Origin of the sequence: Rhodococcus aetherivorans (assembly GCF_025722975.1) — a bacterium.
Taxonomy (GTDB): Bacteria; Actinomycetota; Actinomycetes; order Mycobacteriales; family Mycobacteriaceae; genus Rhodococcus; species Rhodococcus aetherivorans.
On the sequence record NZ_CP106982.1, the window covers coordinates 5,047,175 to 5,072,214 of the forward strand.

Annotated in this window: 22 protein-coding genes; 12 read left to right on the plus strand and 10 right to left on the minus strand. The window is 71.0% G+C overall.

Annotated features, from left to right (window positions below; genetic code table 11):
• Positions 1-5: 5 nt before the first annotated feature.
• From OCS65_RS23050 to OCS65_RS23070, 5 genes are all read right to left on the minus strand, one after another.
• Positions 6-1,022, minus strand: coding sequence for an NAD(P)/FAD-dependent oxidoreductase (locus tag OCS65_RS23050; RefSeq protein ID WP_006946894.1), 1,017 nt, complete (start codon positions 1,020-1,022; stop codon positions 6-8).
• The gene (locus OCS65_RS23055) at positions 1,015-1,530 is read right to left on the minus strand and encodes an isoprenylcysteine carboxyl methyltransferase family protein (protein WP_006946895.1); all 516 of its coding nucleotides are present in this window, start codon (positions 1,528-1,530) and stop codon (positions 1,015-1,017) included. Before OCS65_RS23055 ends, OCS65_RS23050 begins: the two co-directional genes overlap by 8 nt.
• Positions 1,531-1,540: 10 nt before the next feature.
• Positions 1,541-2,680: a type III polyketide synthase gene (locus OCS65_RS23060; RefSeq protein ID WP_231771931.1), complete on the minus strand. Its 1,140-nt coding sequence runs from the start codon at positions 2,678-2,680 to the stop codon at positions 1,541-1,543.
• 365 nt (positions 2,681-3,045) lie between these two features.
• Entirely contained in the window at positions 3,046-4,041 is a 996-nt protein-coding gene (locus OCS65_RS23065; protein ID WP_050034694.1) for an MCE family protein, read from the minus strand.
• A gap of 319 nt (positions 4,042-4,360) precedes the next feature.
• Positions 4,361-6,787, minus strand: coding sequence for an ATP-dependent Clp protease ATP-binding subunit (locus tag OCS65_RS23070; RefSeq protein WP_029541747.1), 2,427 nt, complete (start codon positions 6,785-6,787; stop codon positions 4,361-4,363).
• A gap of 149 nt (positions 6,788-6,936) precedes the next feature.
• On the opposite strand from OCS65_RS23070, the gene OCS65_RS23075 reads away from it, so the two are divergent.
• The 3 genes from OCS65_RS23075 to OCS65_RS23085 all read left to right on the plus strand — a co-directional run bounded on the left by OCS65_RS23075 (position 6,937) and on the right by OCS65_RS23085 (position 10,261).
• Positions 6,937-7,428, plus strand: a complete 492-nt coding sequence (locus OCS65_RS23075; RefSeq protein ID WP_029541744.1) for a MarR family winged helix-turn-helix transcriptional regulator — start codon at positions 6,937-6,939, stop codon at positions 7,426-7,428.
• Positions 7,425-7,847 carry an organic hydroperoxide resistance protein gene (locus OCS65_RS23080; RefSeq protein WP_168579254.1) on the plus strand — a complete coding sequence of 141 codons (423 nt, stop codon included), beginning with the start codon at positions 7,425-7,427 and terminating at the stop codon, positions 7,845-7,847. The genes OCS65_RS23075 and OCS65_RS23080 overlap by 4 nt, the downstream gene beginning before the upstream one ends.
• A gap of 98 nt (positions 7,848-7,945) precedes the next feature.
• Positions 7,946-10,261 carry a DEAD/DEAH box helicase gene (locus OCS65_RS23085; RefSeq protein WP_263507725.1) on the plus strand — a complete coding sequence of 772 codons (2,316 nt, stop codon included), beginning with the start codon at positions 7,946-7,948 and terminating at the stop codon, positions 10,259-10,261.
• On the opposite strand, the gene OCS65_RS23090 is transcribed toward OCS65_RS23085, so the two are convergent.
• Positions 10,221-11,606 (minus strand): wax ester/triacylglycerol synthase family O-acyltransferase, encoded by a 1,386-nt coding sequence (locus tag OCS65_RS23090; protein WP_029541738.1) that lies wholly within the window; start codon positions 11,604-11,606, stop codon positions 10,221-10,223. The genes OCS65_RS23085 and OCS65_RS23090 overlap by 41 nt on opposite strands.
• A gap of 395 nt (positions 11,607-12,001) precedes the next feature.
• On the opposite strand from OCS65_RS23090, the gene gvpJ reads away from it, so the two are divergent.
• The 4 genes from gvpJ to OCS65_RS23110 all read left to right on the plus strand — a co-directional run bounded on the left by gvpJ (position 12,002) and on the right by OCS65_RS23110 (position 15,737).
• Positions 12,002-12,421, plus strand: a complete 420-nt coding sequence (gene gvpJ, locus OCS65_RS23095; RefSeq protein WP_006946912.1) for a gas vesicle protein GvpJ — start codon at positions 12,002-12,004, stop codon at positions 12,419-12,421.
• Between the two features lie 114 nt (positions 12,422-12,535).
• On the plus strand, positions 12,536-13,912 hold the full coding sequence (locus OCS65_RS23100) for a TrkH family potassium uptake protein (protein WP_006946913.1): 1,377 nt from the start codon (positions 12,536-12,538) through the stop codon (positions 13,910-13,912).
• 19 nt (positions 13,913-13,931) lie between these two features.
• Complete coding sequence (locus OCS65_RS23105; RefSeq protein WP_029541736.1) at positions 13,932-14,570, plus strand: potassium channel family protein; 639 nt, start codon at positions 13,932-13,934, stop codon at positions 14,568-14,570.
• Positions 14,571-14,666: 96 nt separating this feature from the next.
• Positions 14,667-15,737 carry a potassium channel family protein gene (locus OCS65_RS23110; protein WP_006946916.1) on the plus strand — a complete coding sequence of 357 codons (1,071 nt, stop codon included), beginning with the start codon at positions 14,667-14,669 and terminating at the stop codon, positions 15,735-15,737.
• A 64-nt stretch (positions 15,738-15,801) separates the two neighbouring features.
• Here the strand turns inward: OCS65_RS23110 and OCS65_RS23115 are convergent, their stop codons facing one another.
• Positions 15,802-16,671, minus strand: a complete 870-nt coding sequence (locus OCS65_RS23115) for an oxidoreductase (RefSeq protein ID WP_006946917.1) — start codon at positions 16,669-16,671, stop codon at positions 15,802-15,804.
• Positions 16,672-16,838: 167 nt separating this feature from the next.
• Here OCS65_RS23115 and OCS65_RS23120 point away from each other — a divergent pair, with 167 nt between their 5' ends.
• From OCS65_RS23120 to OCS65_RS23130, 3 genes are all read left to right on the plus strand, one after another.
• Entirely contained in the window at positions 16,839-17,579 is a 741-nt protein-coding gene (locus OCS65_RS23120) for a GntR family transcriptional regulator (RefSeq protein ID WP_029541731.1), read from the plus strand.
• A gap of 127 nt (positions 17,580-17,706) precedes the next feature.
• A complete protein-coding gene (locus OCS65_RS23125; RefSeq protein ID WP_006946924.1) occupies positions 17,707-19,278 on the plus strand; it encodes an NCS1 family nucleobase:cation symporter-1 in 1,572 nt (523 codons plus the stop codon).
• Between the two features lie 5 nt (positions 19,279-19,283).
• Positions 19,284-20,030 (plus strand): aspartate/glutamate racemase family protein, encoded by a 747-nt coding sequence (locus OCS65_RS23130; RefSeq protein ID WP_029541727.1) that lies wholly within the window; start codon positions 19,284-19,286, stop codon positions 20,028-20,030.
• Here OCS65_RS23130 and OCS65_RS23135 read toward each other — a convergent pair.
• Both OCS65_RS23135 and OCS65_RS23140 read right to left on the minus strand, forming a co-directional pair.
• Entirely contained in the window at positions 20,005-20,883 is an 879-nt protein-coding gene (locus tag OCS65_RS23135) for an oxidoreductase (RefSeq protein ID WP_006946928.1), read from the minus strand. The genes OCS65_RS23130 and OCS65_RS23135 overlap by 26 nt on opposite strands.
• The gene (locus tag OCS65_RS23140; RefSeq protein WP_174824773.1) at positions 20,876-21,877 is read right to left on the minus strand and encodes an alpha/beta hydrolase; all 1,002 of its coding nucleotides are present in this window, start codon (positions 21,875-21,877) and stop codon (positions 20,876-20,878) included. Before OCS65_RS23140 ends, OCS65_RS23135 begins: the two co-directional genes overlap by 8 nt.
• 129 nt (positions 21,878-22,006) lie before the next feature.
• On the opposite strand from OCS65_RS23140, the gene OCS65_RS23145 reads away from it, so the two are divergent.
• Positions 22,007-22,906, plus strand: a complete 900-nt coding sequence (locus tag OCS65_RS23145; protein ID WP_263507730.1) for a universal stress protein — start codon at positions 22,007-22,009, stop codon at positions 22,904-22,906.
• 2 nt (positions 22,907-22,908) lie between these two features.
• Positions 22,909-24,087: a site-2 protease family protein gene (locus OCS65_RS23150; protein WP_168579249.1), complete on the plus strand. Its 1,179-nt coding sequence runs from the start codon at positions 22,909-22,911 to the stop codon at positions 24,085-24,087.
• Here the strand turns inward: OCS65_RS23150 and OCS65_RS23155 are convergent.
• Positions 24,084-24,944 carry a universal stress protein gene (locus OCS65_RS23155; RefSeq protein WP_050034685.1) on the minus strand — a complete coding sequence of 287 codons (861 nt, stop codon included), beginning with the start codon at positions 24,942-24,944 and terminating at the stop codon, positions 24,084-24,086. The two genes, OCS65_RS23150 and OCS65_RS23155, sit on opposite strands and share 4 nt — an antisense overlap.
• Between the last annotated feature and the right edge of the window lie 96 nt (positions 24,945-25,040).

Here is a 25,040-nt window from a genome sequence, read left to right on the forward strand (position 1 = left end):
CATCGTCATCGTGCGACCTGATGGACGGCGGCAGCGAACAGGCGTGGTGACCGCGCAGCCAACGGCACGATGACAGGGCCGAGGCGGGGTTGCCGACGCGCCCACAGCAGGGAGGAGGTCAGCAGGCGTGAGCGCCGCGACGCCCGTGACCATGCCCGTTCGTAGCGTGCCGGTTGCCCGCATTCGAGGCACTGCACAAGGGCGCGTGCGCATTTCAGAGCGACGTCGATGCCCTCGCCGGTGATCGCGTCCACGTATCCGGCCGCGTCGCCGACGAGCAACACACGGCCCGCGACGCGGGCCCTGGCGTCCTGACGCATCGGTCCCGCCCCCCGGACAGCGGTCGCCGCGGTGTCGGGGAGCCGCTGGGCAAGGGCGGGGAATTCGGCCAGCTGCCGGGCGAACGACCCGCGGGTAGCGGAGAGCAGCGCCACGCCGACGAGGCGGGGACCGACCGGGGTGACGTAGGCCTCGCGGTCGCGGGCCCAATGCACTTCCACGAAGTCGGTCCATGGGGCCACCTCGAAGTGCCGGCGTAGCCCCCACCTGTGGTGACCGGACGGTGGGCGGTCCAGGCCCAGCTGCCGTCGGATGGCGGAGTGCAGCCCGTCGGCCGCGACGAGGTACCGCGCCGTGGCGCCTGCGGCCGTCACGCACCGGGCATCCTGCGTGATCTCGGAGACCCGGCGCTGCAGCACCGGAACACCTCGTGTCACGACCTCGGACTGCAATGCTGCCTGCAGATCGGTGCGGCGCACCCCCAAGCCGTGGCCGTCGCGGAAGACGGCCTCGGCCCGGCAGTGCCCGTCCGTGTACCGGATCCCCCGGAGGGGATGTCCGTCGAGCGGCACACCGAGTTCGCGCAGGCAGGCGACCGCGCCCGGCATCAGACCCTCCCCGCAGGCCTTGTCGATCGGCGACGGCCTCGACTCGATCACGACCGTATCGAGGCCGGCCCGGGCGGAATACAGGGCCGTGGCCAGCCCGGCGGGGCCGGCGCCGACGACGATCAGGTCATGCATCGCGCACCAGTTCGCGCAGGGCGGCGTTCTCGGCGCGGATCCGCACCCGAAGTACCACGGCATCGAGCGCAGTGAAGGTCACCGCGGTCACCCACGCGGAGTGGACGAGCGGCAGTGCCGCACCCTCGACGACGACGGCCACGTAGTTGGGGTGCCGGAGCCGGCGGTACGGCCCACGGCGGATCAGGGGCAATCCGGGCACGATCACGATGCGGGTGTTCCAGCGGTGTCCGAGGGTGAGGATGCACCACCATCTCAGGCACTGCGACGCCAGGACGAGTGCCAGCATCGGCCGGCCGAGGGCCGGCACGTACCGGCGGCCGACGCCGAACGTCTCGATCAGGCATCCGGCCAGCAGCCCCGCGTGCAGTGACGCCATCACCGGATAGTGTCCGCGGCCGCTCTCCCGGCCCCCGCGCTCCATGCTCCACGCCAGGTTCCGCCGGGACACCACCAGCTCGGCAAGCCGCTCCGTGGCGACCGCGGCGACGAGCAGGAGATAGAACATGGCGTCCGCGCTACCACTCGAGGAGGACGAGTTCGGAGCAGAACCCCGGCCCCATGGCCATCATGAGCCCCGGAGTTCCCGGTTCCGGGGGGCGCTGTTCGAGCGTGTCCCGCAGCACGTGCAGGACCGACGACGAGGACAGGTTCCCCACCGCGGCCAGCGACCGGCGGGTCATCTCCAACGCCTGCGACGACAGACCGAGCACGGACTCGACCGCGCGGATCACCCTCGGCCCTCCCGGATGGCAGACCCAGGCGGTGATGTCGTCCGTCCGCAATCCGTGTTCGGCCAGGAACGAGCGGACGTCCGCACCGAGGTACTTTTCGATCACGACGGGCACCTGGGCATCGAGGACGATCTTCAGGCCGCTCGACCCCACATCCCACCCCATGGTCCGCTCGGTGTCCGGGTACAGGTGGCTGCGCGACGCGATCACCCGGGGCCCGCGCGCCCGGGTCCGTTCGGCGCGCCGGGCGCCGACGGCCGCCACCGCTGCCGCACCGTCGCCGAACAGCCCGGTCGCCACGAGATTGGCGATGGAGTGATCGTTGCGCTGCACCGTCAGCGAACACAGTTCCACCGACAACAGGACGGCCACGTCGTCGGGGTGCCCGAGCAGATAGTCGTACAGACGCGCTGTTCCCGCCGCACCGGCAACGCACCCGAGCCCGAAGATCGGCACCCGTTTGACGTCGGGTCGCAGCCCGACCCGATACGCGATCCGGGCCTCCATCGACGGGGCGGCGACACCGGTGACCGTGGTGGACATGATCAAGTCCACCTCGTCGGGTCGAATCCCGGACTGGGCGAGCGCGCCGGTCACGGCGGCCGCACCCAACTCGATCGCACCTTCGATGAACGTGTTGTTGCAATCGTCGAAGTCGTGCAGCTCCGGATAGCGCTCGAGCGGGCGCACCAGGTGCCGCGTCCGGACCTCGGCATTGGCGTGCAGCCGCTGCAGCAACCTGATGTCGCCGTCCTCGCCGAGGCAGTAGTCGGCGAACATCTTGGTGAGCTCGGCCTGAGCGTAACGGTGCGGTGGTACGACGCCGCACACCCCCGCCAGCGTCGTCCCCTCGACGAGGGGTTTCGGTGTGGAGCGCTGCCCCGGACCGGCCCGGGGGTCTGCCTGCAGGTTGACGATGCTCATGAGTGACTCCTCGCATCGCGCGGCTTGTGGCGCCGCGCCACTTACCCAGCTCGACACTTGTCCGAGATCGGGAGCCTCGATAGCCACCCTAGGGGTGAGAAGTGTGACCCTGGGGGTGAGAGCCGGGGGCGCGGGGACGTCCGGTTCGGAACCCGGAACGGCGTCCCGCCGCCGGGGCCACGTCTTCGGAGGGTGCGGTCGCTATGGGACGTGGGCGCCGGACCGAACGATCATCCCTCGGTTGGGGATGCCGGTGCAACTGCTCGGATGTGCAGTCCCGTGTCGGCGAGCGGAGGTGGGCCGGTGGCGGTGCGGGCGAAGCGGCGTGACCTGTCTGCGCTGCGGCCTCATGCGACGTCTGCCGGTCAATTGCCTTCCATCGTGCGAATGGGACTGCGCGGCGCCGAAATATCCGGCAACCCGGGCGGGGTGAGATTCACGATGACTCCCTCGAACCAGCGTCCGTTGCCGATGATGTTCGTGTACATGCGGATGAAGGGGTAGTACAGCTCCAGCGCCCGGTTCAGGTCGTCGTTGCGGGCGTCGAGGATCTGCACGACGCCGCGGAGTTGTTCGAGTGCCGGTCCGATGGTGGCTTCGTTGTCGCGCACGAGTCCGGTCAGTTGCCGGGACAGGCGCTGGGTTCCGTTGAGCAGCTGGGAGATCGCCTGCTGCCGGCTGTTCAGTTCCCCGATGAGCAGTCCGGCGTCGGTGATCAGTTGAGTGAATTCGGCATTGCGGTCGGCCAGCACCCCTGTGGTGTGCTCGGTCGCGTCGAGCAGTCTGCGCAATTCTCGGTCGCGGCTCGCGATGGTCTGTGAGAGTCGGGTGACGCCGTCGAGGGAGGCGCGGATGTCGTCGGAGGTGTTGTCGAATGCCTGGGACAACACCGTCAGGCTCTGGGCGAGTTGGGTGGAGTCGATCTCCCCGATGGTCTGTGCCGCCGCCGAGAAGGCCTCGAGCACGTCGTAGGGAGACGTGGTGCGGTCGCGTGGGATCACCTCCCGCGGATTCAGGACCTCGGAGCCACGGGGGTCGAGGGCCAGGTACTTCTGCCCCAGGATCGTCTTGATCTGTATGGAGGCGGAGGTGTTGTCACCGATCCACGCGTCCTTGGCTCCGAACGTCACCTCGACGTGGTCGCCTTCGAGTTCGACCGACATGACCTTGCCGACCTTGACACCGGCGATCCGGACTTCGTTGCCGGGTCTCAGGCCCGCTGCTTCGGTGAACTCGGCACGGTAGAGGGCGCCGGCTCCCAGGAGCGGTAGCGAATCGAAGGAGAAGACCGCCAGCGTCGCCAACAGCATCACGAGGATGGCGAGGGCCCCCACCGCGGCCGGGCTGCGAGGTTCGGCCATGGCGTCTGCAACTCCTCCTCGTCGACCGCGATCCGCGTCTCCCCCTGCTGCACATCCACCTGGGCGGCTCCTTCGTTGCGACCCCGGGCCCGCACGGGATCGCAGACCGCTGCCCAGTCAGTGTGATCACTGTCACTGCGGGTGACAAGTTGCGCGCCCGGACAACGGACAAATGCCGCAGGGGCCGGTGGAACAGGGCCGCGTCGCCGACGCCCGGTCGGAGCCGGGCTCGACGACGACCCGCGGACCCGTTGCACAGCACGCGGGGCGGTGACCGGTTCCGGTCACCGCCCCGCGTCCCTGCGCGTCGGTGGCAGCGTCAGCGCACCATCAGGTCCAGTTCGTCGTCGGCGACGTCGACTCGGACCTGCCCACCCTCGACGAGCACGTCGTCGAGCAGCAGGTCGGCGATGCGGTCGTCCACGGCGCGCTGGATGGACCGGCGCAACGGCCGCGCCCCGAACTCCGGCTGGTGGCCGTGCTCGGCAATCCAGTCGACGGCGGCCTCGGTGAACTCGATCTCGATTCCCTTGGCGTGCAGTCGCTTGCGGCTGTCGTCCAACAGCAGGTCGGTGATCCGGTGCAGCTGCTCGGTGTCGAGCCTGCGGAAGATCACGATCTCGTCGATGCGATTGAGGAACTCCGGCCGCATCGACTCGCGCAGACGACCCATCACCCGGTCCCGCAGCGGCTTCTCGGCCGCCTCGGCGTCCCCGGTGCTGAAGCCCAGCGCCCCGCCGCGGCTCGAGATGATGTCCGAGCCGAGGTTGCTGGTCATGATCACCACGGTGTTGGTGAAGTCGACCGTGCGGCCCTGGCCGTCGGTGAGCCGGCCGTCGTCGAGCACCTGCAGCAGGGTGTTGAACACGTCCGGGTGCGCCTTCTCGATCTCGTCGAGCAGCACGACCGAGTACGGGTTGCGCCGCACCTGCTCGGTGAGCTGACCCGCCTCGCCGTAGCCGACGTAGCCCGGGGGCGCCCCCACGAGACGGCTGACCGTGTGCCGCTCGCCGAACTCGCTCATGTCCACCCGCAGCATCTTGCGCTCGTCGCCGAACAGCACCTCCGCCAGCGCCTTCGCCAGCTCGGTCTTGCCGACGCCGGTGGGACCCAGGAACAGGAAGCTGCCGACCGGCCGATGCGGATCGCTCATGCCGGCGCGGCTGCGCCGCACGGCCCGGGCCACGGCCCGGACGGCCTCGTCCTGCCCGACGACGCGCCGGTGCAGTTCGTCCTCGAGGCCGCGCAGCCGCTCCTTCTCCGCCTGGGTCATCCGCGTCGCCGGGATGCCGGTGGCGCGGGAGACGACCTCGGCGATCAGTTCCGCGGTCACCTCGGGCACCTCGGCACCGGCGGGGGCGCCGGCATCGAGACGGGCCTGCACCTCGGTGATCTGGTCGCGCAGTCGCGAGGCCTGCTCGTAGCGTTCCGCCGCGACGGCCCGGTCCTTGTCGGCCTCGAGCCGGGCCAGCTGCTCGCGCAACGCCTTCTCGTCGACGCGCGGTGAGCGCAGCCGCAGCCGGGCACCGGCCTGGTCGATCAGGTCGATCGCCTTGTCCGGCAGGTGCCGGTCCGGCAGGTACCGCACCGAAAGGTCCACGGCGGCGTCGAGCGCGTCGTCGGTGTACCGCACACCGTGGTGTTCGGCGTAGCGGTCCCGCAGGCCGCGCAGGATCGCGACCGCGTCGTCGTGGCCGGGTTCGCCGACGGTGACCGGCTGGAAGCGGCGCTCGAGCGCCGGATCCTTCTCGATGTGCTTGCGGTACTCGTCGAGCGTGGTGGCGCCGACGATGTGCAGTTCCCCGCGGGCGAGCTTGGGCTTGAGAATGTTGCCGGCATCCATCGCGCCTTCGTTGCCGCCGCCCGCGCCGACGACGGTGTGGATCTCGTCGACGAAGACGATCAGCTCGTCCGAGTGCGCGGCGATCTCGTCGAGCACCTTGGTCAGCCGCTCCTCGAAGTCGCCGCGGTACCGGGTGCCGGCGACCATACCGGTCAGGTCGAGCTGCACGATCCGCTTGCCGCGCAGGCTGTCCGGGACGTCGCCGTCGACGACGCGCTGGGCCAGGCCCTCGACGATCGCGGTCTTGCCGACACCGGCCTCACCGACCAGAACCGGGTTGTTCTTGGTGCGGCGGGAGAGGATCTCGACGGTCTGCTCGATCTCGTCGGCACGGCCGATGACGGGGTCGATGCCGCCGCCGCGGGCACGCTCGGTCAGGTCTACGCCGTACTTGTCCAGGGTGGGGGTGGCGGACTGCTCCTGCGCCGCCTCGGCGGGCGCGGCGGGCTGCAGGGCGGCCTGGAGCGACTGAGCGGTGATCCCGGCCGAGACGAGCAGCCCTCCGACCCCGTGTTCCTGGTCGGCGGCGAGGGCCACGAACAGGTGCTGGGGTTCGATGTAGGTCGCGCCGAGGGCGCGCGTGAGCTGGTGCGCCTCGAGCAGCACCGTCTTGATCGCGCCGGTGAGGGCGGGAGCGGTGACCGCGGTGCGGGTCTGTTCCTGCGGGAGCCGTTGCTCCACCGCGGCCAGGACCTCGGCGGGATCGGCCCCGGCGCGGGTCATGACCGACCGGACCGGGTCCTGTTCCGCCATCACGTGCAGGACGTGGAGCGCGTCGAGGTCCGTGTCGCCGCGTTCGGCGGCGAATCGGGCCGCAGCGGCCATGAGTTCCTGGGTGCCACGGCTCAGGTAGCGGGTGATGTCGATACGCCCAGGGCCACCAGGCCCGAAGAATGCCGGCATTCCGAAGCCTCTCTCTCGGACTTGAGTCTTTCTCACTCAACTAACGTGTCGGGTCCCCTGTCAATTCCACAGATGGTGTGATGTGCGCCATATCCCCGAGGCCCGAATTTCAGTTGTGCACAACATAGCGGTGCGCTACTTTATTTCTCGTGTCCGACGATCTCGCGCTCGACCGGCAGGTCTGCTTCGCGCTCTACTCCGCCTCCCGGGCCACCACCGCCGCCTACCGCGGCATGCTCGACCGGCTCGGCGTCACCTACCCGCAGTACCTCGTACTCCTGGCCCTGTGGGAACAGGAAAGCCGCGGGGACCACGGCGGCCGCGGCGTCCGCGACCTGTGCGACGCCCTCGACCTCGACACCGGCACCCTCTCCCCGCTCCTCAAGCGGCTCGAGAGCGCCGGACTGCTCGAACGCCGGCGGCAGAGCAGCGACGAGCGCCGCGTGCAGATCCACCTCACCGAGGCCGGGCGCGAGCTGCGCGCCCGCGCCGAGGACATCCCCGCGCGCATGGCCCGCGCGAGCGGCCTCGCGGCCGACGAGCTGGCCGCCCTTCGCGACACGCTCCACCGCATGACCGAGGCGCTGCACCGCCCCGAAACACCCGATCCCCATCCCGCCACCCCACAGGAGAAGCCATGAACGTGCTCTACACCGCCGAAGCACTCGCCACCGGAGAGGGTCGCAACGGCCGCGCCCGGACCTCCGACGGCACGCTCGACCTGGGCCTCGCCATCCCCACCGAAATGGGCGGCACCGGCGAGGGCACCAATCCCGAGCAGCTCTTCGCCGCGGGATACGCCGCCTGCTTCCACTCGGCGCTGCAGCTCGTCGCCCGGCAGGACAAGGCCGACGTCGCCGACTCGGCGGTCGGAGCACGCGTCGGCATCGGCCGCACCGACGGCGGCGGCTTCGGCCTGAAGGTCACGCTCGAGGTGTCGCTGCCCCACGTGCCGCGCGCCCAGGCCCTCGAACTGACCGAGAAGGCCCACCAGGTGTGCCCGTACTCGAACGCCACCCGCGGCAACATCGATGTCGAACTCGAGGTCACCGAGGACTGACCCGCGCGGCTCGCCGCGGTCACTCTCGCGCGGCTCGCCGCGGTCACTCTCGCGCGGCTCGCCGCGGTCCGTCCCCAGGCACGCGTAGCGTGGATTGCGTGTGCAGGCAGGACGGGCCGCGGCTCGCGCAGTTCACCGCGGGACTCGGCTTCACGCTCGACGACTTCCAGGTCCGCGCCTGTCGCGCTCTCGACGAGGGCCGGGACGTGCTCGTCTGTGCCCCCACCGGCGCCGGCAAGACGATCGTCGGCGAGTTCGCGGTGCACCTGGCGCTCGCCGCCGGCGGCAAGTGCTTCTACACGACGCCCATCAAGGCCCTGAGCAACCAGAAGCACGCCGACCTCGCCGCGCAACTCGGGGACGAGCGGGTCGGCCTGCTCACCGGAGACGTCTCGGTCGACCCGCACGCACCCGTGGTCGTCATGACGACCGAGGTGCTGCGCAGCATGCTGCACGGCCGCTCGCCCCTGCTCGACGGGCTCACCCACGTCGTGATGGACGAGGTCCACTACCTCGCCGACCGCGAGCGCGGCGCGGTGTGGGAGGAGGCCATCCTCTATCTACCCGGCACCGTGCGCCTGGTGAGCCTGTCCGCGACGGTCAGCAACGCCGAGGAGTTCGGTGCCTGGCTGGGCCGGGTCCGCGGCGCGACCACCGTCGTCGTCGAGGAGACCCGGCCGGTTCCGCTGCACCAGCACGTGCTCGCCGGGGGCCGGCTGTTCGACCTGTTCTCCCCCACCACCGGTGCGATCGACGAGAACCTCGTGCGGTACGTCGCGCATCGCCAGCTCGTCGACGCCGCCCCCGCCGTCCCGTCGCGTCGCCGGCGCCGCCGCACGGCCACGCCCGGCCCGGCCGGCGTCGACCGGCCCGAGCTCGTCGCGCGGCTCGAGGCCGAGTCGCTGCTGCCGGCGATCTGGTTCCGCTTCAGCCGCAGCGGCTGCGACGAGGCCGTCGCCGAATGCCTGCGCTCGTCGCTGCGGCTCACCGAGGCCGCCGACGTCACCCGCATCCGCCGCATCGTCGACCGGCACACCGCCGGCCTCTCCCCCGCCGACCTCGACGCGCTCGGATTCGCCGACTGGCTCGACGGACTCGAACGCGGCTTCGCCGCCCATCACGCGGGCATGGTGCCGGTATTCCGGCACGCCGTGGAGGAGCTGTTCGGCCTCGGCCTCGTCCGGATCGTCTTCGCCACGGAGACCCTCGCCGTGGGCGTCAACATGCCCGCACGGACCGTCGTGCTCGAACGCCTCGTCAAGCACACCACCGCCGGGCCGGTCCGCCTCACCGCCGGCGAGTACACCCAGTTGACGGGACGGGCCGGCCGTCGCGGCATCGATCGGGAGGGCCACGCGGTCGTGCTGTGGAGCCCGGAGGTGCAGCCGGCCACCGTCGCGGGGCTCGCCTCCACCCGCACCTACCCGCTGAACAGCTCCCTGCGGGTGGGCTACAACACCGCCGTCAACCTCGTCGACCGGCTCGGCGTCCCCGGAGCCCGGGACCTGCTCGGCCGGTCCTTCGCCCAGTTCCAGGCGGAGCATTCGGTGGCCGCGCTGGCCACCGCGGCGACGACGAACGCGGCGACGCTCCACCGGCTCGACGACGAACTCGGGGACGCCGAGGGTTTCGCCGAGTACCAGCAGTTGCGCGAGCGGCTGGCCGCGGCACGCACCAGCGGCACCGCCGACGCGGTGACCGCTCTCGCGCGGGCCGTGCGTTCGCACCCCGGGCACCGGCACGCCGATCGGGAACGCCTGATCACCGTCGCCGAGCGCCGTCGCGCGCTGGCCGCCGACACCGAGGTGCTGCGCGGGCAGGTCGCCGCCGCCACCGGCCGGCTCGTGGAGACGTTCGACCGTGTCCTCGGGCTGCTCGACGAACGCGGGTACATCCTGTCCGACCCGTACACCGGCGAGGCGGTGGCCACCGACCACGGCCGGATGCTGGGCCGGATTTATTGCGGCAGCGACCTTCTCGTTGCCGAGTGCCTGAGAACCGGCGTGTGGGCGGGCCTCGATCCGGCCGAGCTGGCCGCCGTCGTGTCGAGTGTGCTCGGCGAATCGCGACGGCCGGCGCCCAGCGGCGGAGCCCCCACGGCCGGTGTCGACGCCGCGTACCGCGCGACGGTCCGGCTGTGGCGGGAGCTGTCGGACGCGGAGCGCCGGCACGGCCTGCCCGCGGGCCCCGAACCGGATCCGGTGGCGATGCGGGCGATCCACCGGTGGGCCCGTGGCGACGGCGTGTCCGCGGCCCTGCGCGAGGCGGCGGAGTCGGATCTGTCGGCGGGCGATCTCGTCCGGCGCTACCTGCGCACCCTCGACCTGCTCGGGCAGATCGGCAGGGGCGAGTGCCCGGTGGAGCCGGCCGGCTTCACCGCGGCCGGGTACCCACAGCGCTCTCCAGTTCGGTGAGCGCGCCCTCGAGGAGCTCGACCAGCCGGTCGAGGGCGGGCACCGCGTGGCGGTCGCCGACCACCCCGAGATCGAGCCGGCCGTCGTTCCCGGTGAGGGTGATGCTCAGTGCCTGCCCGTTCAGCACGGCCGGCACGGGGTAGATGCCGGTCAGCCGCGCACCGTTCCAGTACCGGGTGCGGGAAGGTCCCGGCAGGTAGGAGATCAGCACGTTGAACGGCGGCGGGATCTCGTCGACGAACCGCCGCACCGGCTCGAGCGCGAGCGGGCTCAGCGACAACGCGCTGAGCATCAGGAACTGGGTTCCGCTCAGCGCGGTGACCACCCGGTCGGTGTGGACGAGCGAGTCGGCGATCCGGGCGAGCCGCACCGCGGGATCGGGTTCGTCGGTGGCCAGGCCGATCACCATCGCTCCGACGCCGGGTTCGCGGCCGCCGGGACCGACCGCGGCGCCACCGAGGTTCATCGGCACCGGGAGCATCGCGGTCAGCGGTGCCTCCGGGAGCGCGTACCGCTCGGACAGATACGCGCGCAGGCCGCCGGCGCACATCGTCAGCACGACCGCGTCGATCGTGGTGTCCGCCGACGTCGCAACCGAGTGGAGCCGCTCGATCGGCCAGGAGCGCGCCGCGAGGGTCCGGCCCCGCCCCACCGCGACGTTGAACATCGTGGGCGGCGTCTGCCACGGCAGCGCCACCTGGTGCCGGCGCACGCCCTCCGTGACCAGCCTGCCGATCTCCGGGGTCATCGCGAACACCTCCGCGCCGACCCGGAGCCCGGCGCGCAGCCACGAGGTGGGAAGGGGCGACAGCCGAGCCCGGGGGGCCACCACCTCCGGGCTCCACGGCGCGGGGCAGTCGCGGGCGGCGGGGTCGGTGGACATGCTCCGGTGCAGCAGGCGCAGGCCGGCCGGGCCGTCGGCGAGGGACAGGTGGATCTTCGCGTACATCGCGGTGCGCCCGTCCTCGAGTCCCTCGATGACGTACACCTCCCACATCGGGTGGAGCGGGTCGAGCGGCGAGCCGTGGATCCGGGAGACGAGGGCCAGCAGGTCGGCCATCGAACCGGATCCGGGCACGGCGGTGTGACGTACGTGAAACCGCAGGTCGACGTCCTCGGGACGCGACCACCACGGGTAGCCGGCCCCGCGCAGCGTCCGCACCGGACGCCGGCGCAGCGGATCCGCCACCTCGTCGTGGGCGAGCAGGGTCTCGTACATGCGACGGGCATGGTCGTCCCCGGCATCCGGCGGGGGCTCGAACAACGCGAGAGCCCCGAGGTGCAGTGGACGCGACGAGGTTTCGAGCAGCACGAACAGCGCCTCGGGAAGGCTCATCACCTGCATTCCCCCATCGTGGCGCCGAAACAGCCCGCGCGTGCGGTAACCCGGCCATCTCCGCAGGGACGTGCCCGCGACGCGCGGAAATGGTGTGACGTCTCCGCGCCGCGGGGACTACCCCTCGTCCAGTCCCGGACGACGCGGAGACGTAGGGGGCCGGGACTCCCCGCTCGCATGCCAGGCGGAGTGACCTCCCTGCCGGGATCGCGGCCCGAAGCGACGATAGCAACAAACCGGTCGCACGGTATGTCTTTGGAGCTGGTCCCGCCCGTATTTCTCCGCGCGGGCGTGTTTCGACTCGGGAGCGCGTGGCTATAGCCCTTACACGGGCACCGCCCCACGAGAGGTCTCCCGCGCGGCGCGGCGGCTCGCGGACCGTTGGAGCGACAGGAGCGCGGACCATGACCATCCAATCCGCAGGCGGAGGTGGGGGCGGCGGCACGATGGCACGGCCGAACTCGTCCGGCCTCGCCGACGTCATCGACACCATCCTCGACAAGGGACTCGTCATCGACGCATTCGTCCGCGTCTCGCTCGTGGGCATCGAGATCATCACGATCGACGCACGGGTCGTGGTGGCGAGCGTCGACACCTACCTGCGTTTCGCCGAGGCAGTCAACAGGCTCGAGATCTCCACGACCGAGCCGAAGGGCCTGACGGACGTCGTCGGCGGCGTGGCCGGGAACGTCGTCGAGAAGGCCGCCGAGCACAAGACGAAGGGCGCACTGGACTCCGCCGGCGAACGGGTCCGTGGCCTGCTCGCCGGCAACGAGGACGAACGGGAGCCGGCGCCACGCCGATCCCGCAGCAGAGACCGGTGACGTTCACCTCCGCCGATCGGCGGCCCGCACCCGCCGCCGTCATGGCATGGGTCCGAACTCCGGCCACCGCCGTCCGGTTCCCCGGCGGCCCGGAGCGGGTCTAGTCTCCTCCGGGTGAGGACACGCACCGGTGCGTTCGCGCCGTCCCTGCTGCGGCGCATGGCGGCGCGGGCGACGCTCACTCCTGTCCGGGTCGTGGCGCTGAGCTTCGCCGCCGCGATCGCCGTCGGCACGCTCCTGCTCCTCACGCCCGCGGCGAGCCTGCCCGGTACCGCGACCTCCCTCGTCGACGCCCTGTTCACCGCTACCTCGGCGATGTGCCTGACGGGCCTGGTCGTCGTCGACACGCCCACGCACTGGTCCGGCTTCGGCCAGGGCATCATCCTGGCCCTGATCCAGGCCGGCGGGTTCGGGATCATGACCATGGCCTCGCTCGTCGGCCTGCTGCTCGCGAACCGGATCGGCCTCAAGGCCCGATTGAATACCGCGGCCGAGGTGCGTGCGTCGGGGCTCGGCGACGTCCGCTCGGTCGTCGTCGGCGTCGTGCGGATGAGCGTGTTCATCGAGTCGGTCACCGCGGTGGCGCTCGCCCTGCGGTTTGCGCTCGGCTACGAGGAGCCGCCCCTGCGTGCGGTGTGGCTGGGAGTGTTCCATTCCGTCTCGGCGTTCAACAACGCCGGCTTCGCGCTCTACAGCGACAACATCATCGGCTTCGCCGACGATCCGTGGATCTGCGTGCCGCTGATGCTCGCGGTGATCCTGGGCGGCATCGGGTTCCCGGTCCTGTTCGAAGTGACCCGGCACCTGCGCGGCCGCAGCCACCGCTGGAGCCTGCACACCCGCCTGACCGTGACCGTCACCGCGGTGCTGTTGGTGGTGGGACCGATGCTGGTGCTGGTGCTCGAGTGGACCCGCACCCTGCAGCACTACCACTTCGGCCAGAAGCTGCTCGTCGCCGCGTTCCAGGGCGTGATGCCCCGCACCGCCGGCTTCAACAGCGTCGACTACGCCCAGATGGACCCGGCCACCCTCCTGGTGACGGACGTGCTCATGTTCATCGGCGGCGGCAGCGGCGGCACCGCCGGCGGAATCAAGGTCACCACCTTCGTCCTTCTGCTGTTCGTCATCCTCGCCGAGGCCCGCGGCGAGCGCTCGGTGAGCGTCTTCGACCGGCGCATCGACACCCGGGTCCAGCGTCAGGCGTTGTCGGTGGCCCTGATCGGTGTCGCCCTGGTGATGGTGCCGACCATCGCCCTGTTGGCGGGGACCTCGTTCGACCTCAACGTCCTGTTGTTCGAGGTCACCTCCGCGTTCGCCACCGTCGGCCTGTCCACCGGGATCACGGCCCAGCTGCCCGTCTGGGGGCAGCTGATCCTGGTGCTCCTGATGTATCTGGGCCGCATCGGATCGATCACCCTCGTGAGCGCTCTCGCCGCCCGCGATCGCGGCCGGCGCTACGAACTCCCGGAAGAAAGGCCCTTCATTGGCTAGGAAATCCGCCGCCGACGTGGTGGTCGTGCTCGGGCTCGGGCGGTTCGGCAAGTCGCTCGCGCTCGAGCTGATGAGCCAGGGCACCGAGGTCCTCGGCATCGACTCCAGCGACGCCGTGGTGCAGAAGGTCGCCCACCGCCTGACCCACGCCGTGGTCGCCGACACCACCGACGAGGAATCGCTGCGGCAACTGTCGGTGCACGAGTACGGCCGCGCCGTCGTGGGAATCGGTTCCGATCTCGAGGCCAGCCTGCTCACCGCCTCCGCCCTGATCAACCTGGGCGTGCACAACATCTGGGCCAAGGCGATCAGCAACGCGCACGCGAAGATCCTCACCCAGATCGGGGTGCACCACGTCGTCCGGCCGGAGCACGACATGGGCAAGCGGGTCGCCCACCTGGTGCGCGGCCGGATGATCGACTACATCGAGTTCGACGACGGCTTCGCGATGGTCAAGACGACCCCGCCGGCGTTCGCGATCGGCCGGCGCCTCGGCGACACCGCCGTCCGCTCCGACTTCGGCGTGACCGTCGTGGCGATCAAACGTCCCGGCGAGGACTTCACCTACGCCACCGCCGACACCGTCCTCGCCCCCGGGGACACCATCATCGTCTCCGGGCGGGTCCGGAACACCGAACGATTCAGCGAACTCACCTGACAGCACCGGAACGACGTAGGCTGCAGACGATGTCACCGACAGCGCACCAGGAGCGACCGGACCCCCACCCGGCCGCGGCACCGAACGGCACCGGTCGTGCCCGGTAGCACGCTGAGGACCCGGTTCAGCCGTTCCGACGCCCTGACCGAGCGACCCGACTTCGCGCTGGTGGGCATCCTGCGGGTGCCGCAGCTACAGACCAGCCCGGGCCGGGCGATCGTGCGCCGGATCGGATACGCCCTGATCGCCCTGGCCCTGGTGGTGCTCGTCGTCTACCTCGACCGCGACGGCTACTCCGACGCCCAGGACAACGAACTGTCGTTGCTGGACTGCCTCTACTACGCGACGGTGTCGCTCTCGACCACCGGCTACGGCGACATCACCCCCATCACACCGCAGGCCCGCCTCGTCAACGTCCTGGTCATCACCCCGCTGCGGATCTTCTTCCTCATCATCCTGGTCGGCACCACCCTCTCCGCCCTGACCGAGAGCTCCCGCCAAACCTTCCGCATCCAACGCTGGCGACACCGCGTGCGCAACCACACCGTCGTCGCCGGCTACGGCACCAAGGGCCGCACCGCGGTCGAGGCGATGCTCGGCGACGGCGCCGCGCCCTCGGACATCGTCGTCGTCGACACCGACCCCGTGGTGCTCGACGCCGCCAGCGGCCAGGGCTTGGTCACCGTCCAGGGCTCGGCGACCAAGTCCGACGTGCTGCGCCTGGCCGGGGTGCCGCACTGCGACTCGATCGTCGTCGCCGCCAACCGCGACGACACCGCGGTGCTCGTCACCCTCACCGCCCGTGAACTCGCCCCCGCCGCCAAGATCGTCGTGGCCATCCGCGAATCGGAGAACACCCATCTGCTCCGCCAGTCGGGCGCCGACACGGTGGTGATCTCCTCCGAGACGGCGGGCCGGTTGCTCGGAGCCGCCACCATCACCCCGAACGTCGTGGAAATGATCGAGGACCTGCTCACCCCGGAGGAAGGCTTCGCGATCGCCGAACGCGAGGTCGAACCCGGCGAGGTCGGCGGCTCACCGCGGCACCTCCCCGACATCGTCCTGGGCGTCGAACGCAACGGCCGCCTGCTGCGTGTCGGGTCCCCGGAGGTCGAGGCGGTGGAGGCCGGCGACCGGCTGCTCTACCTCCGGCGCGTCTCGGACTGATCGGAACGTCCCGGACCGGCCGGGGCGTCTCGGACCGACCGTGCGGTTGCCGTCCCGGGTTCCGCTATCCGGCCGGGGCGCACAGCCGCGCCGACAGCTCCCAGAGTCCGCGGGCGACAGCCTCGTCGTGCGAGCGCGAATTGGATTCGACACGCTCGGGGGCGCCCCGCAGCTCGAACAGGCCACCGGGACCGTAGTACCCGCCGGGCTCGACGCCGGGCGCGGTGGCCGCGTACAGCAGCGGCAGCGCTCCGGTCTGCGGGGACTGCCCCACCAGCCGGTTCGCCACGCCCAGGAACACGTCCTGGATCGACTCGGTGTGTGACTGCAGGTTCGTCGAGGAGTATCCCGGGTGCGCGGCCACCGCCACGACCGGGGACTGCTGCTCGGTGAGCCGGCGCTGCAGCTCGTGGGTGAACAGCAGGTTGGCCAGCTTCGACTGCCCGTACGCCAGCCACCGGTCGTAGCGACGGTGCTCCCAGTTCAGGTCGTCGAGATCGATGCGACCGATCCGGTGCATGCCGCTCGACATCGTCACCACGCGGTCGGTGACGCGCTCGCCCAGCAGGGCGGTGAGGGCGAAGTGGCCGAGGTGATTGGTTCCGATCTGCATCTCGAATCCGTCGACGGTGCGGCGCAGCGGTACTGCCATCACGCCGGCGTTGTTGACCAGCACGTCGACCTCGTCGACGCCCCCGGCGAATTCACGCACCGATGCCAGGTCGGCCAGATCGAGGCGCCGCACCCGCGCGTTGGGCCCGATCTCCCGGGCCACGGCCTCGCCCTTGGCCACGTTCCGGCACGCCAGCACCACCCGCGCCCCCGCGGCCCCGAGTGCGCGGGCCGCCACCTCGCCCAGGCCGCTGTTGGCGCCCGTCACCACGAAGGTGCGGCCGTCCTGCTTCGGGATGTCGCGTGTGGTCCAAGCCGTCATGTCGGCCACCCTACGGGGAACGGGACATCCGGGAAAGGAACCCGCTCGGCCACCCGCCCGGCGCCGACACGTCGCCGACACGTTCCCGAAACAGGCCGGCGATAGGGTCGCCTCGCTTCCGTCGCCCGTCGCGCCGGAATTCCGAAGGGAGCAGTAGGAGGGGTCCCGTGCCGCCACGTCGCAGGTCGATACTGCTCGACCGGCTCGAATCCGGGACCCCCGGCCGTCCCCAGCAGGCCATCCTCGACGAACTGCGCCGCGTCATCCTCTCCGGCGCCGTCCCGCCGGGAACCCCCATCCCGGTACCCGAGGTGGCGGAACTGTTCGGCGTCAGCCGCATCCCGATCCGGGAATCGCTGAAAACCCTCATCGGCGAGGGACTCGTCGACCACCGGCGGAACCACGGATACACCGTCGCCCGGCTGACCGCCGCCGAACTCCGCGAGATGTATCTCGTGCGGGAAACCCTCGAGACGGCAGCACTGACGGCGGCGGTGGCGCTGGCCACCGAAGCCGATCACGCCCACGCCGCATGGGTCCACGCACGCCTCGAACGCGCCGTCGCCGACGACGATCCGCACACCTACCACCGCGAGAGCCGCGAGTTCCACCTGGCGCTGGCCGGCCCGTCGCGCATGCACCGGCTGCTGCACATGCTCGAATCGGCTTGGAACATCACCGAACCCGTGCAACCGATGGTGCACGTGTCCGCGGTGCAGCGGACGGTTCTGCATGCCGAGCACGAGCGGATGCTGACCGCGTTCCTGGCCCGGGACACGGCGGGGCTCCTCGCCGCCGCCGACGCCCACAACCATCGGCTCGATTCCGTGATCGCGACGCTGCCCGCCGACGCCGGGTTGCTGACCCCGGAAGATATACCGATCGGGAAACCCACCGGCAACACCTGATCGTTACCGTTCACCTCATCGGAATTCACCACCGTCGCTGAGATTCCGGGTCCACTGCCTTCCTCGCGGACCTGCGCCGTGCCGAACCGATCGGCACCCCGCCGGTCGTCGACGTCCAGGAGTACCCATGACCGAATTGATCTCTCCCCGCCGTGATCTGCCGCGCGGCGCCGTGCTCGGCGCCGACGACCTCGTCGAAGCGGCGGGCCACCCCGTCGGCGGCGGGCTGGTCGAGCCGGACTACGACCCGCGGCTCACCAACGAGGACCTCGCCCCGCTGAAGAAGCAGAGCTGGGGCTCGTACAACATCTTCGCGTTCTGGATGTCCGACGTGCACAGCGTCGGGGGCTACGTCACCGCCGGCAGCCTCTTCGCCCTCGGCCTGGCCAGCTGGCAGGTGCTGGTGGCCCTGCTCGCCGGCATCACGATCGTCTACTTCTTCTGCAACCTCGTCGCCAAGCCCAGTCAGGTGACCGGCGTGCCCTATCCGGTGATCTGCCGCAGCGTCTTCGGGGTGCTCGGCGCGAACATACCCGCGATCATCCGCGGCCTGATCGCGGTGGCCTGGTACGGAATCCAGACGTTCCTCGCCTCGGCGGCGCTCGATGTGGTGCTGATCAAGCTGTTCCCGTCGCTGGCCCCGTACGCGGTGGTGGAGGACTACGGCTTCGCCGGACTCTCCGCCCTGGGCTGGGGCAGCTTCCTGACCCTGTGGGTCGTGCAGGCCTGCGTATTCTGGCGCGGCATGGAGTCGATCCGTAGGTTCATCGACTTCTGCGGTCCCGCAGTCTATGTCGTGATGTTCCTGCTGTGCGGCTACCTGATCTCCCAGGCCGGTTGGAGCGCAATCGATCTGAATCTCGGCTCGGTGACCTACACGGGCCTGGATGCGATTCCGGTGATGCTGGGCGCGATTGCGCTGGTGGTGTCCTACTTCTCCGGACCGATGCTGAACTTCGGCGATTTCTCCCGCTACGGAAAGTCCTTCGCCGCGGTGAAGAAGGGCAACCTCCTCGGCCTGCCGGTCAACTTCCTGGTGTTCTCGCTGCTCGTGGTGATCACCGCGTCGCTGACCCTGCCCGTGTACGGCGAGCTGATCACCGATCCCGTCGAAACGGTCGCCCGCATCGACTCGACCTTCGCGATCGTGCTCGGTGCCCTGACGTTCACCGTCGCCACCATCGGCATCAACATCGTCGCCAACTTCATCTCCCCCGCCTTCGACTTCTCCAACGTCAGCCCCCAGCGGATCAGCTGGCGCGCCGGCGGAATGATCGCCGCCGTCGGCTCGGTGCTGATCACCCCGTGGAACCTGTACAACAACCCCGATGTCATCCACTACACCCTCGAGACGCTCGGCGCGTTCATCGGTCCGCTGTTCGGCATCCTGATCGCGGACTACTACCTGGTGCGGAGGCAGAAGGTGATCGTCGACGATCTGTTCACCATGTCCGAGCGCGGCGCGTACTGGTACCGCAAGGGCTACAACCCCGCCGCGGTGATCGCCACCGTCGTCGGCGCCGCCGTCGCGGTGATCCCGGTGCTGGTCAAGTCCGCGCCCGGCATGCACACCGCCGCGCAGTACAGCTGGTTCATCGGGTGCGGCCTCGGCCTGGCCGTCTACTACGTCCTCGCCACCCGCACCGCCCTCGCGGTCCGCGTCGGCGACGGTTCCGCCGAACCGGTGAGCGTGGGCTGATCGGAATGCGCATCAAGGTCGTCAACCCGAACACCACCCGGTCGATGACCGCCACCATCGAGGCGTGTGCCCGGACCGTCGCCGGCCCGGGCACCGATGTCGAGGCGGTCAGCCCCACGATGGGTCCCGCCTCGATCGAGAGCCACTACGACGAGGCGCTCGCCGTACCGGGTGTGCTCGCCGAGATCGCCGCGGGCGAGGAGGCCGGCGTCGACGGATACGTCATCGCCTGTTTCGGCGACCCGGGGCTCGACGCAGCGCGGGAGATCGCCGCCGGACCCGTCGTCGGCATCGCGGAGGCCGCCATGCACGCGGCCGCGCTCCTGGGCCGTGGCTTCTCCGTCGTCACGACGCTGGGCCGGACCACCGGCCGGACGTGGGATCTGGCCGAACGGTACGGCCTGCGCCGGTCCTGCCTCGGCGTGCACGCGTGCGAGCTGCCGGTGCTGGACCTCGAGACCGATCCCGACGCCCGCAAGATCGTCACGGAGGCCTGTTTCGAGGCGCTCGACTCGGACGGCTCCGACGCCGTCGTGCTCGGGTGTGCCGGCATGGCCGACCTGTGCGCACACATCTCCGAGGAGCTCGGCGCCCCGGTCGTGGACGGGGTGGCCGCGGCGACGTTGTTCGTCCAGTCCCTGGTCACGCTGGGTCTGCGCACCGGCAAACGGGGCGAGTTCGCCGTCCCGCCGGCGAAGCCGTACGCGGGCCTGCTGGCGCCGTTCGCTAGAGCTCGAACCGCACGCCCGTGAGCTTCTCCGACAGCTCCCACAGTTGCCGGGCGGTGTCCGGATCTCCGGCGCGGCGGCTGTAGGCGGCCACGGTCGGCGGGCCGTACAGCTCGAAGAAGCGGTCCGGCCCGATGTAGCCGCCGGTCACCTCGGGATCGGCGGCGGCCACCACCACGGATTCGGCGCCCTGGGCCGGGGTGCGCTCGAGCACTCTCTTCCCGAGGCGGAACAACTGGTCGAACCACGTTCCGGTGTGCGTGCCGACGTCGGTGGCCGCGTAGCCCGGATGCGCGGCCACCGCCCGCAGCGGCGATCCGGCGGCCGCCAGCCGGCGCCCGAGCTCGAGGCTGAACATCAGGTTCGCCAGCTTCGATTCCGCGTAGGCCAGCGAGCGGCTGTAGTGCCGGCGGCGCTCCCAGTTCAGGTCGTCGAGATGGATGCGCCCGAACCGGTGACTCATGCTCGAGACGGTGACCACGCGGTCGGTGAGCCGATCGAGCAGCAGCCCGGTCAGCGCGAAGTGCCCGAGGTGGTTGGTGCCCATCTGCATCTCGAAGCCGTCCACCGTGCGGCTCAGCGGCACACCCATCACGCCGGCGTTGTTGACGAGCACGTCGACGGTCTCGATGCCCGACGCGAACTCCCGCACCGACGCCAGGTCGGCGAGATCGAGCCGGCGCACCTGCGCGTGCGGACCGATATCCCGCGCGACCGCCTCGCCCCTGGCCACGTTCCGGCACGCGAGCACCACGTCGGCACCGGCGGCACCGAGCGCCCGGGCGGTGGCCGCACCGAGGCCGCTGTTCGCGCCGGTCACCACGAAGGTGCGGCCCCGCAGGGTGCCGGGTGCCGGCGGGGAGAACCGTTCAGGCACCGATGGAGGACTTCATCATGGGCAGCATCGCCCACAGTTGGTCCTGCCAGTAACCCCACGTGTGGGTGCCGGCGGCCGGGAAGTCGAAGTGGGCGGAGTTGATGCCCAGGGTCGCCAACCGCACCTGGAACGCGCGGTTCTGCGCCAGGGCGAGCGCCTCGAGTCCCATCGCGTTACCCGTGTTGAACACCCCGATCGCGGAGTTCGGCCGGTCGTGCTGGCCGGGCAGGCCGCTGCCCGCGGAGATCCACATCGGCAGCCCCCGCATGCTGGGCGCGGCGACGAACGGGTCGTTGCGCAGCCACGCCGAGTTCCACGGCGGGCCCCACATCGAGTCGGCGTTGTAGCCGCCGGAGTCGATCATCGCGAGGCGGATCGCCTCGCGCATACCGGGCGCGGACAGGTTCAGGTAACCGGACATGGAACCGGCGAAGCGGAACTGGTCGCGGTGGTAGGCCGCGAGGATCAGCGCCGCGTTGCCTCCCATCGACAGGCCCACGATCGCGTTGCTGGAACGGTCGATGCCGTACGTACCGGCCAGGAAGTCCGGCAGGTTCTGGGTGAGGAAGGACTCCCACTTGTAGGTGTAGCGCTGGCCGTTGAGGTTGCTCGGCGCGTACCAGTCCGTGTAGAAGCTCGACTGGCCGCCGACCGGCATCACCACGTTGACGCCGTGATCCGACAGCCACGCGGCGTTCGTCTCGTGCTCCCAGCCGCTCACGTCGTTGGTGGCGCGCAGGCCGTCGAGCAGGTACATGGCCTTGTTGCTGCCGTTGTTCGCCAGCCAGATGCGGACCTTGATCTGGCCGACCCCGCCCGGCGCCGGCACCCAGTGTTCCCGCAGGCGGGAGTAGGGGTCCGCCGAGGCGGTGCCCGCGCCGGCGAAGGCCACCGCGAGCGGCAGCACGAGCGCCGCGATCAGGAATCGGACGAGCGCCCGAACCCCTCGGCGTCCGGCCTTGGTTCTGGAAGTATGAGTCACACCAGGCTCCATCAGCACATCTGTAGCAACAACAACTGTGGCCCCGACAGTTACGCAACAACACGGTAGAGGTCCACGTCGGCCTGTACGAGGCTTGCACATAATCGTTATCGAGCAAAGCCGAACCGAAAGGCAGGCGCAATGAGCAGCGACCTCGGCAGGCGGCCGGTCACCGTCGGAATCGACGGCTCCGACGCCGCGAAACAGGCCGCGACCTGGTCCGCAGCCGTCGCCGCGCGGCTCGGCACGAACCTGCAGCTCGTCCATTCGCTGCCGGGCCCCCGGAATTATTTCAGTGACGCCGCGCTGCGCGCGCGGACCGAATACACCCAGCGCCTCGCCGATATCGGCCGTGAACTGCTCGACGACACCGCGGCGGCGCTGCACCGGCGGCACCCGGATCTCGAGGTGGTCACAACCGTCCATGACGGCCCACCCGACCTGGCGCTGCTCGAACACGGCGACCGCAGCCGGATGCTCGTGCTCGGAGCCACCGGCACGGGTGCGCTCGGTTCGCTGCTCACCGGCTCCACCGCGCTGCGGGTCGCCAACCGGTCCACCTGCCCGGTCGTGGTCTGGCGGGGCGATCCGGTCCCCGAACCGGGCACGGACCGCCGGCCGGTGCTGGTCGGCATCGACGGCAGCGAGGACGCGGGCCCGGTGGTCACCGCCGCGTTCGACATGGCCGCGGCGCTCGGGGTCGGCGTCCTCGCCGCGCACGCGTGGGGTGCCGGGGAGGTGGCGGGCCGCACCTCGGCGCTCGAACTGATCGACTGGGCAGTCGTCGAGGCCGAGGAGACGGCGTTGCTGTCCGAGTGCATCGCCGGGCAGCGCGAGCGGTACCCGGACGTGCCGGTCACCGAGATCGTCGAGCAGATCGGCGCCCGGCACCTGCTGCTGCGGCTGGCGACGCACGCTCAGTTGAGCGTCGTCGGCAGCCACGGCCGGGGACTGCTCGGCGGCCTGCTCCTGGGCTCGACGAGTCAGGCGCTGCTGCACCACGCGCCGTGCCCGACCATGATCTGCCGTCCGGGGGTGTGACGATGCTGCGCGGATCGATCCGGCTCGGCCGGGTCGCGGGGATAGAGATCCGGGCCCACTGGTCGCTGCTCGCGACGCTCGGGCTGCTGTCGTGGCTGCTTGCCGGGGCGATCCTGCCCGCCCGGATCAGCGGTCCGAGCCCCGCACAGTTCTGGATCGCGGGCGTCGCCGCGGCGGTGGGCCTGCTGGTGTCGCTGCTCGCCCACGAACTTGCGCACTCGGTGGTGGCGGGCCGCTACGGAGTCGGGGTGGACGGGATCACGCTGTGGCTGCTCGGCGGCGTCTCCGAGCTGCGCGACGAACCCCCGAACCCGAAAGCCGATCTGCGTATCGCGCTGGCCGGACCGCTCACGAGCGTCGGGATCGGCGTCGTCGCGCTGGCGGCGGCCTCGTTCCTCGGCCCGCCCGTCCCGGAGCTGGTGACCGCGACGATCGGCTGGCTCGGCGCGACCAACCTGGTGCTGGCCGTGTTCAACCTGTTGCCGGGTGCGCCGCTGGACGGGGGACGGGTCGTGCGGGCGGTGCTGTGGCGCCGCACCGGCGACCGCCTCGCGGCCGCGAGCGGCGCCGCGCGCTCCGGCCGCGCGGTGGGGCTGGCGCTGATCCTGCTCGGCGCCGCCGAGACGCTCGCCCTCGGCAGCGCGGGCGGCCTGTGGCTGATGCTCCTCGGCTGGTTCCTGCGGACCGCGGCCAACGCCGAGCTCGCGAACGCGTCGCTACGGCATCAGCTCGGCGACACCCGGATCGGCGACGTCATGACGCCGTCGCCGGTGGCCGCCCCCGCGCGCTGGAGCGTGGCGCAGCTCCTCGCCGTCGCGGCCCGCGGCTCGCACCACCGGGTCTTCCCCGTCGTCGACGACGGCCACCGGCCCACCGGGGTGGTGTCGCTGTCCGACCTGACGCCCGTCCCGGAGGGCGAGCGCACGGTCGTCGCGGTCTCGGACCGGGCCCGGCCGCTGCCCGCGGCGGCGCGGGTGCCCGCCGACGCGTCGCTCGCCGAGGTCGCGAGCCGGGTGCTGCTGCGGCCGGGGCTCGACCTCGTGGCCGTCGTGTCGGGCGAACGACTGGTCGGCATCGTCACGGCGACGGACCTGGTGCGGGCCTGCGATCGCAGCGCGCTGGGCCTGCCCATCCGCCGCACACCGCCGCCGGACGAGCAGACCCGACCCGGGTATCCCTAGTCGCGCCGGACCACGAGCAGCGGGCACGGCGTCGTGTGCAGCAGCGCCCGGCTCGTCGAGCCGAGCAGCATGCCCTCGAAGCCGCCGCGGCCGCGGCTGCCGACGACGAGCAGCCGGGCGTTCTCCGCCCGCTCGAGCAGGTGGCGCACCGGGCGGTCCCGCACGACGACCCGTTCCACGTCGACGTTCGGATAGTCCTGCGTGCGGCCGGCGAGGGACTCGGCGAGCACGACGCTCTCCTGCTGGTCGACGTCCTCCCAGGTGGCTCCGGGCGTGCCGGCGACGACGTCGACGAGGTCTCGGTCGGACCATGCGTGCACCGCCACCAGCGGCGCCTTGTAGCGGTCTGCGGCCTCGAACGCGACGTCGAGGGCGTGCAGGCTCGCCGGCGAGCCGTCGACACCGACCACGACGGGGCCGTCCGCGCCCCGTCCGCTCTCGTCGGGCCCGGGGATCACCGCGACGGGACAGTGCGCGTGCGCGACCACCGCGGAGGTCACCGATCCGACCAGTCCGCCGGTGAACTCGCCGAGACCGCGCCGGCCGAGGACGAGCATCCGTGCCCGACCGGAATACCCGAGCAGCGCCTGTGCGGCCACCAGGCTCGACTGTTCGGTGCGTACGGACAGCTCGGGGTGCTCGCGTTCCACGGTCTCCGCGGCGGACGCCAGGTTCCGTCGCGCGGTGAATCGCAGTTCGTCGACGAACGGCGACGAGGCGCCGATCCCGCCGGCGTTCGCGCTGGAGACGAGCAGCAGCGGCACCCCCGTGGAGACGGCCTCGCCGGCCGCCCACCGCAGCGCGGCGCGCGCCGGCGCCGATCCGTCGACCCCGACCACGATCGGCGCATCATTCATCGCCCGCTCCTTGTCCCGTTCCGTCCGGTTCTTCCGCCACCAGTGTCGCCATCCTGCGGTCGCCGCGCGGTCGGTTGGCGGAAACAGTTACCGTGC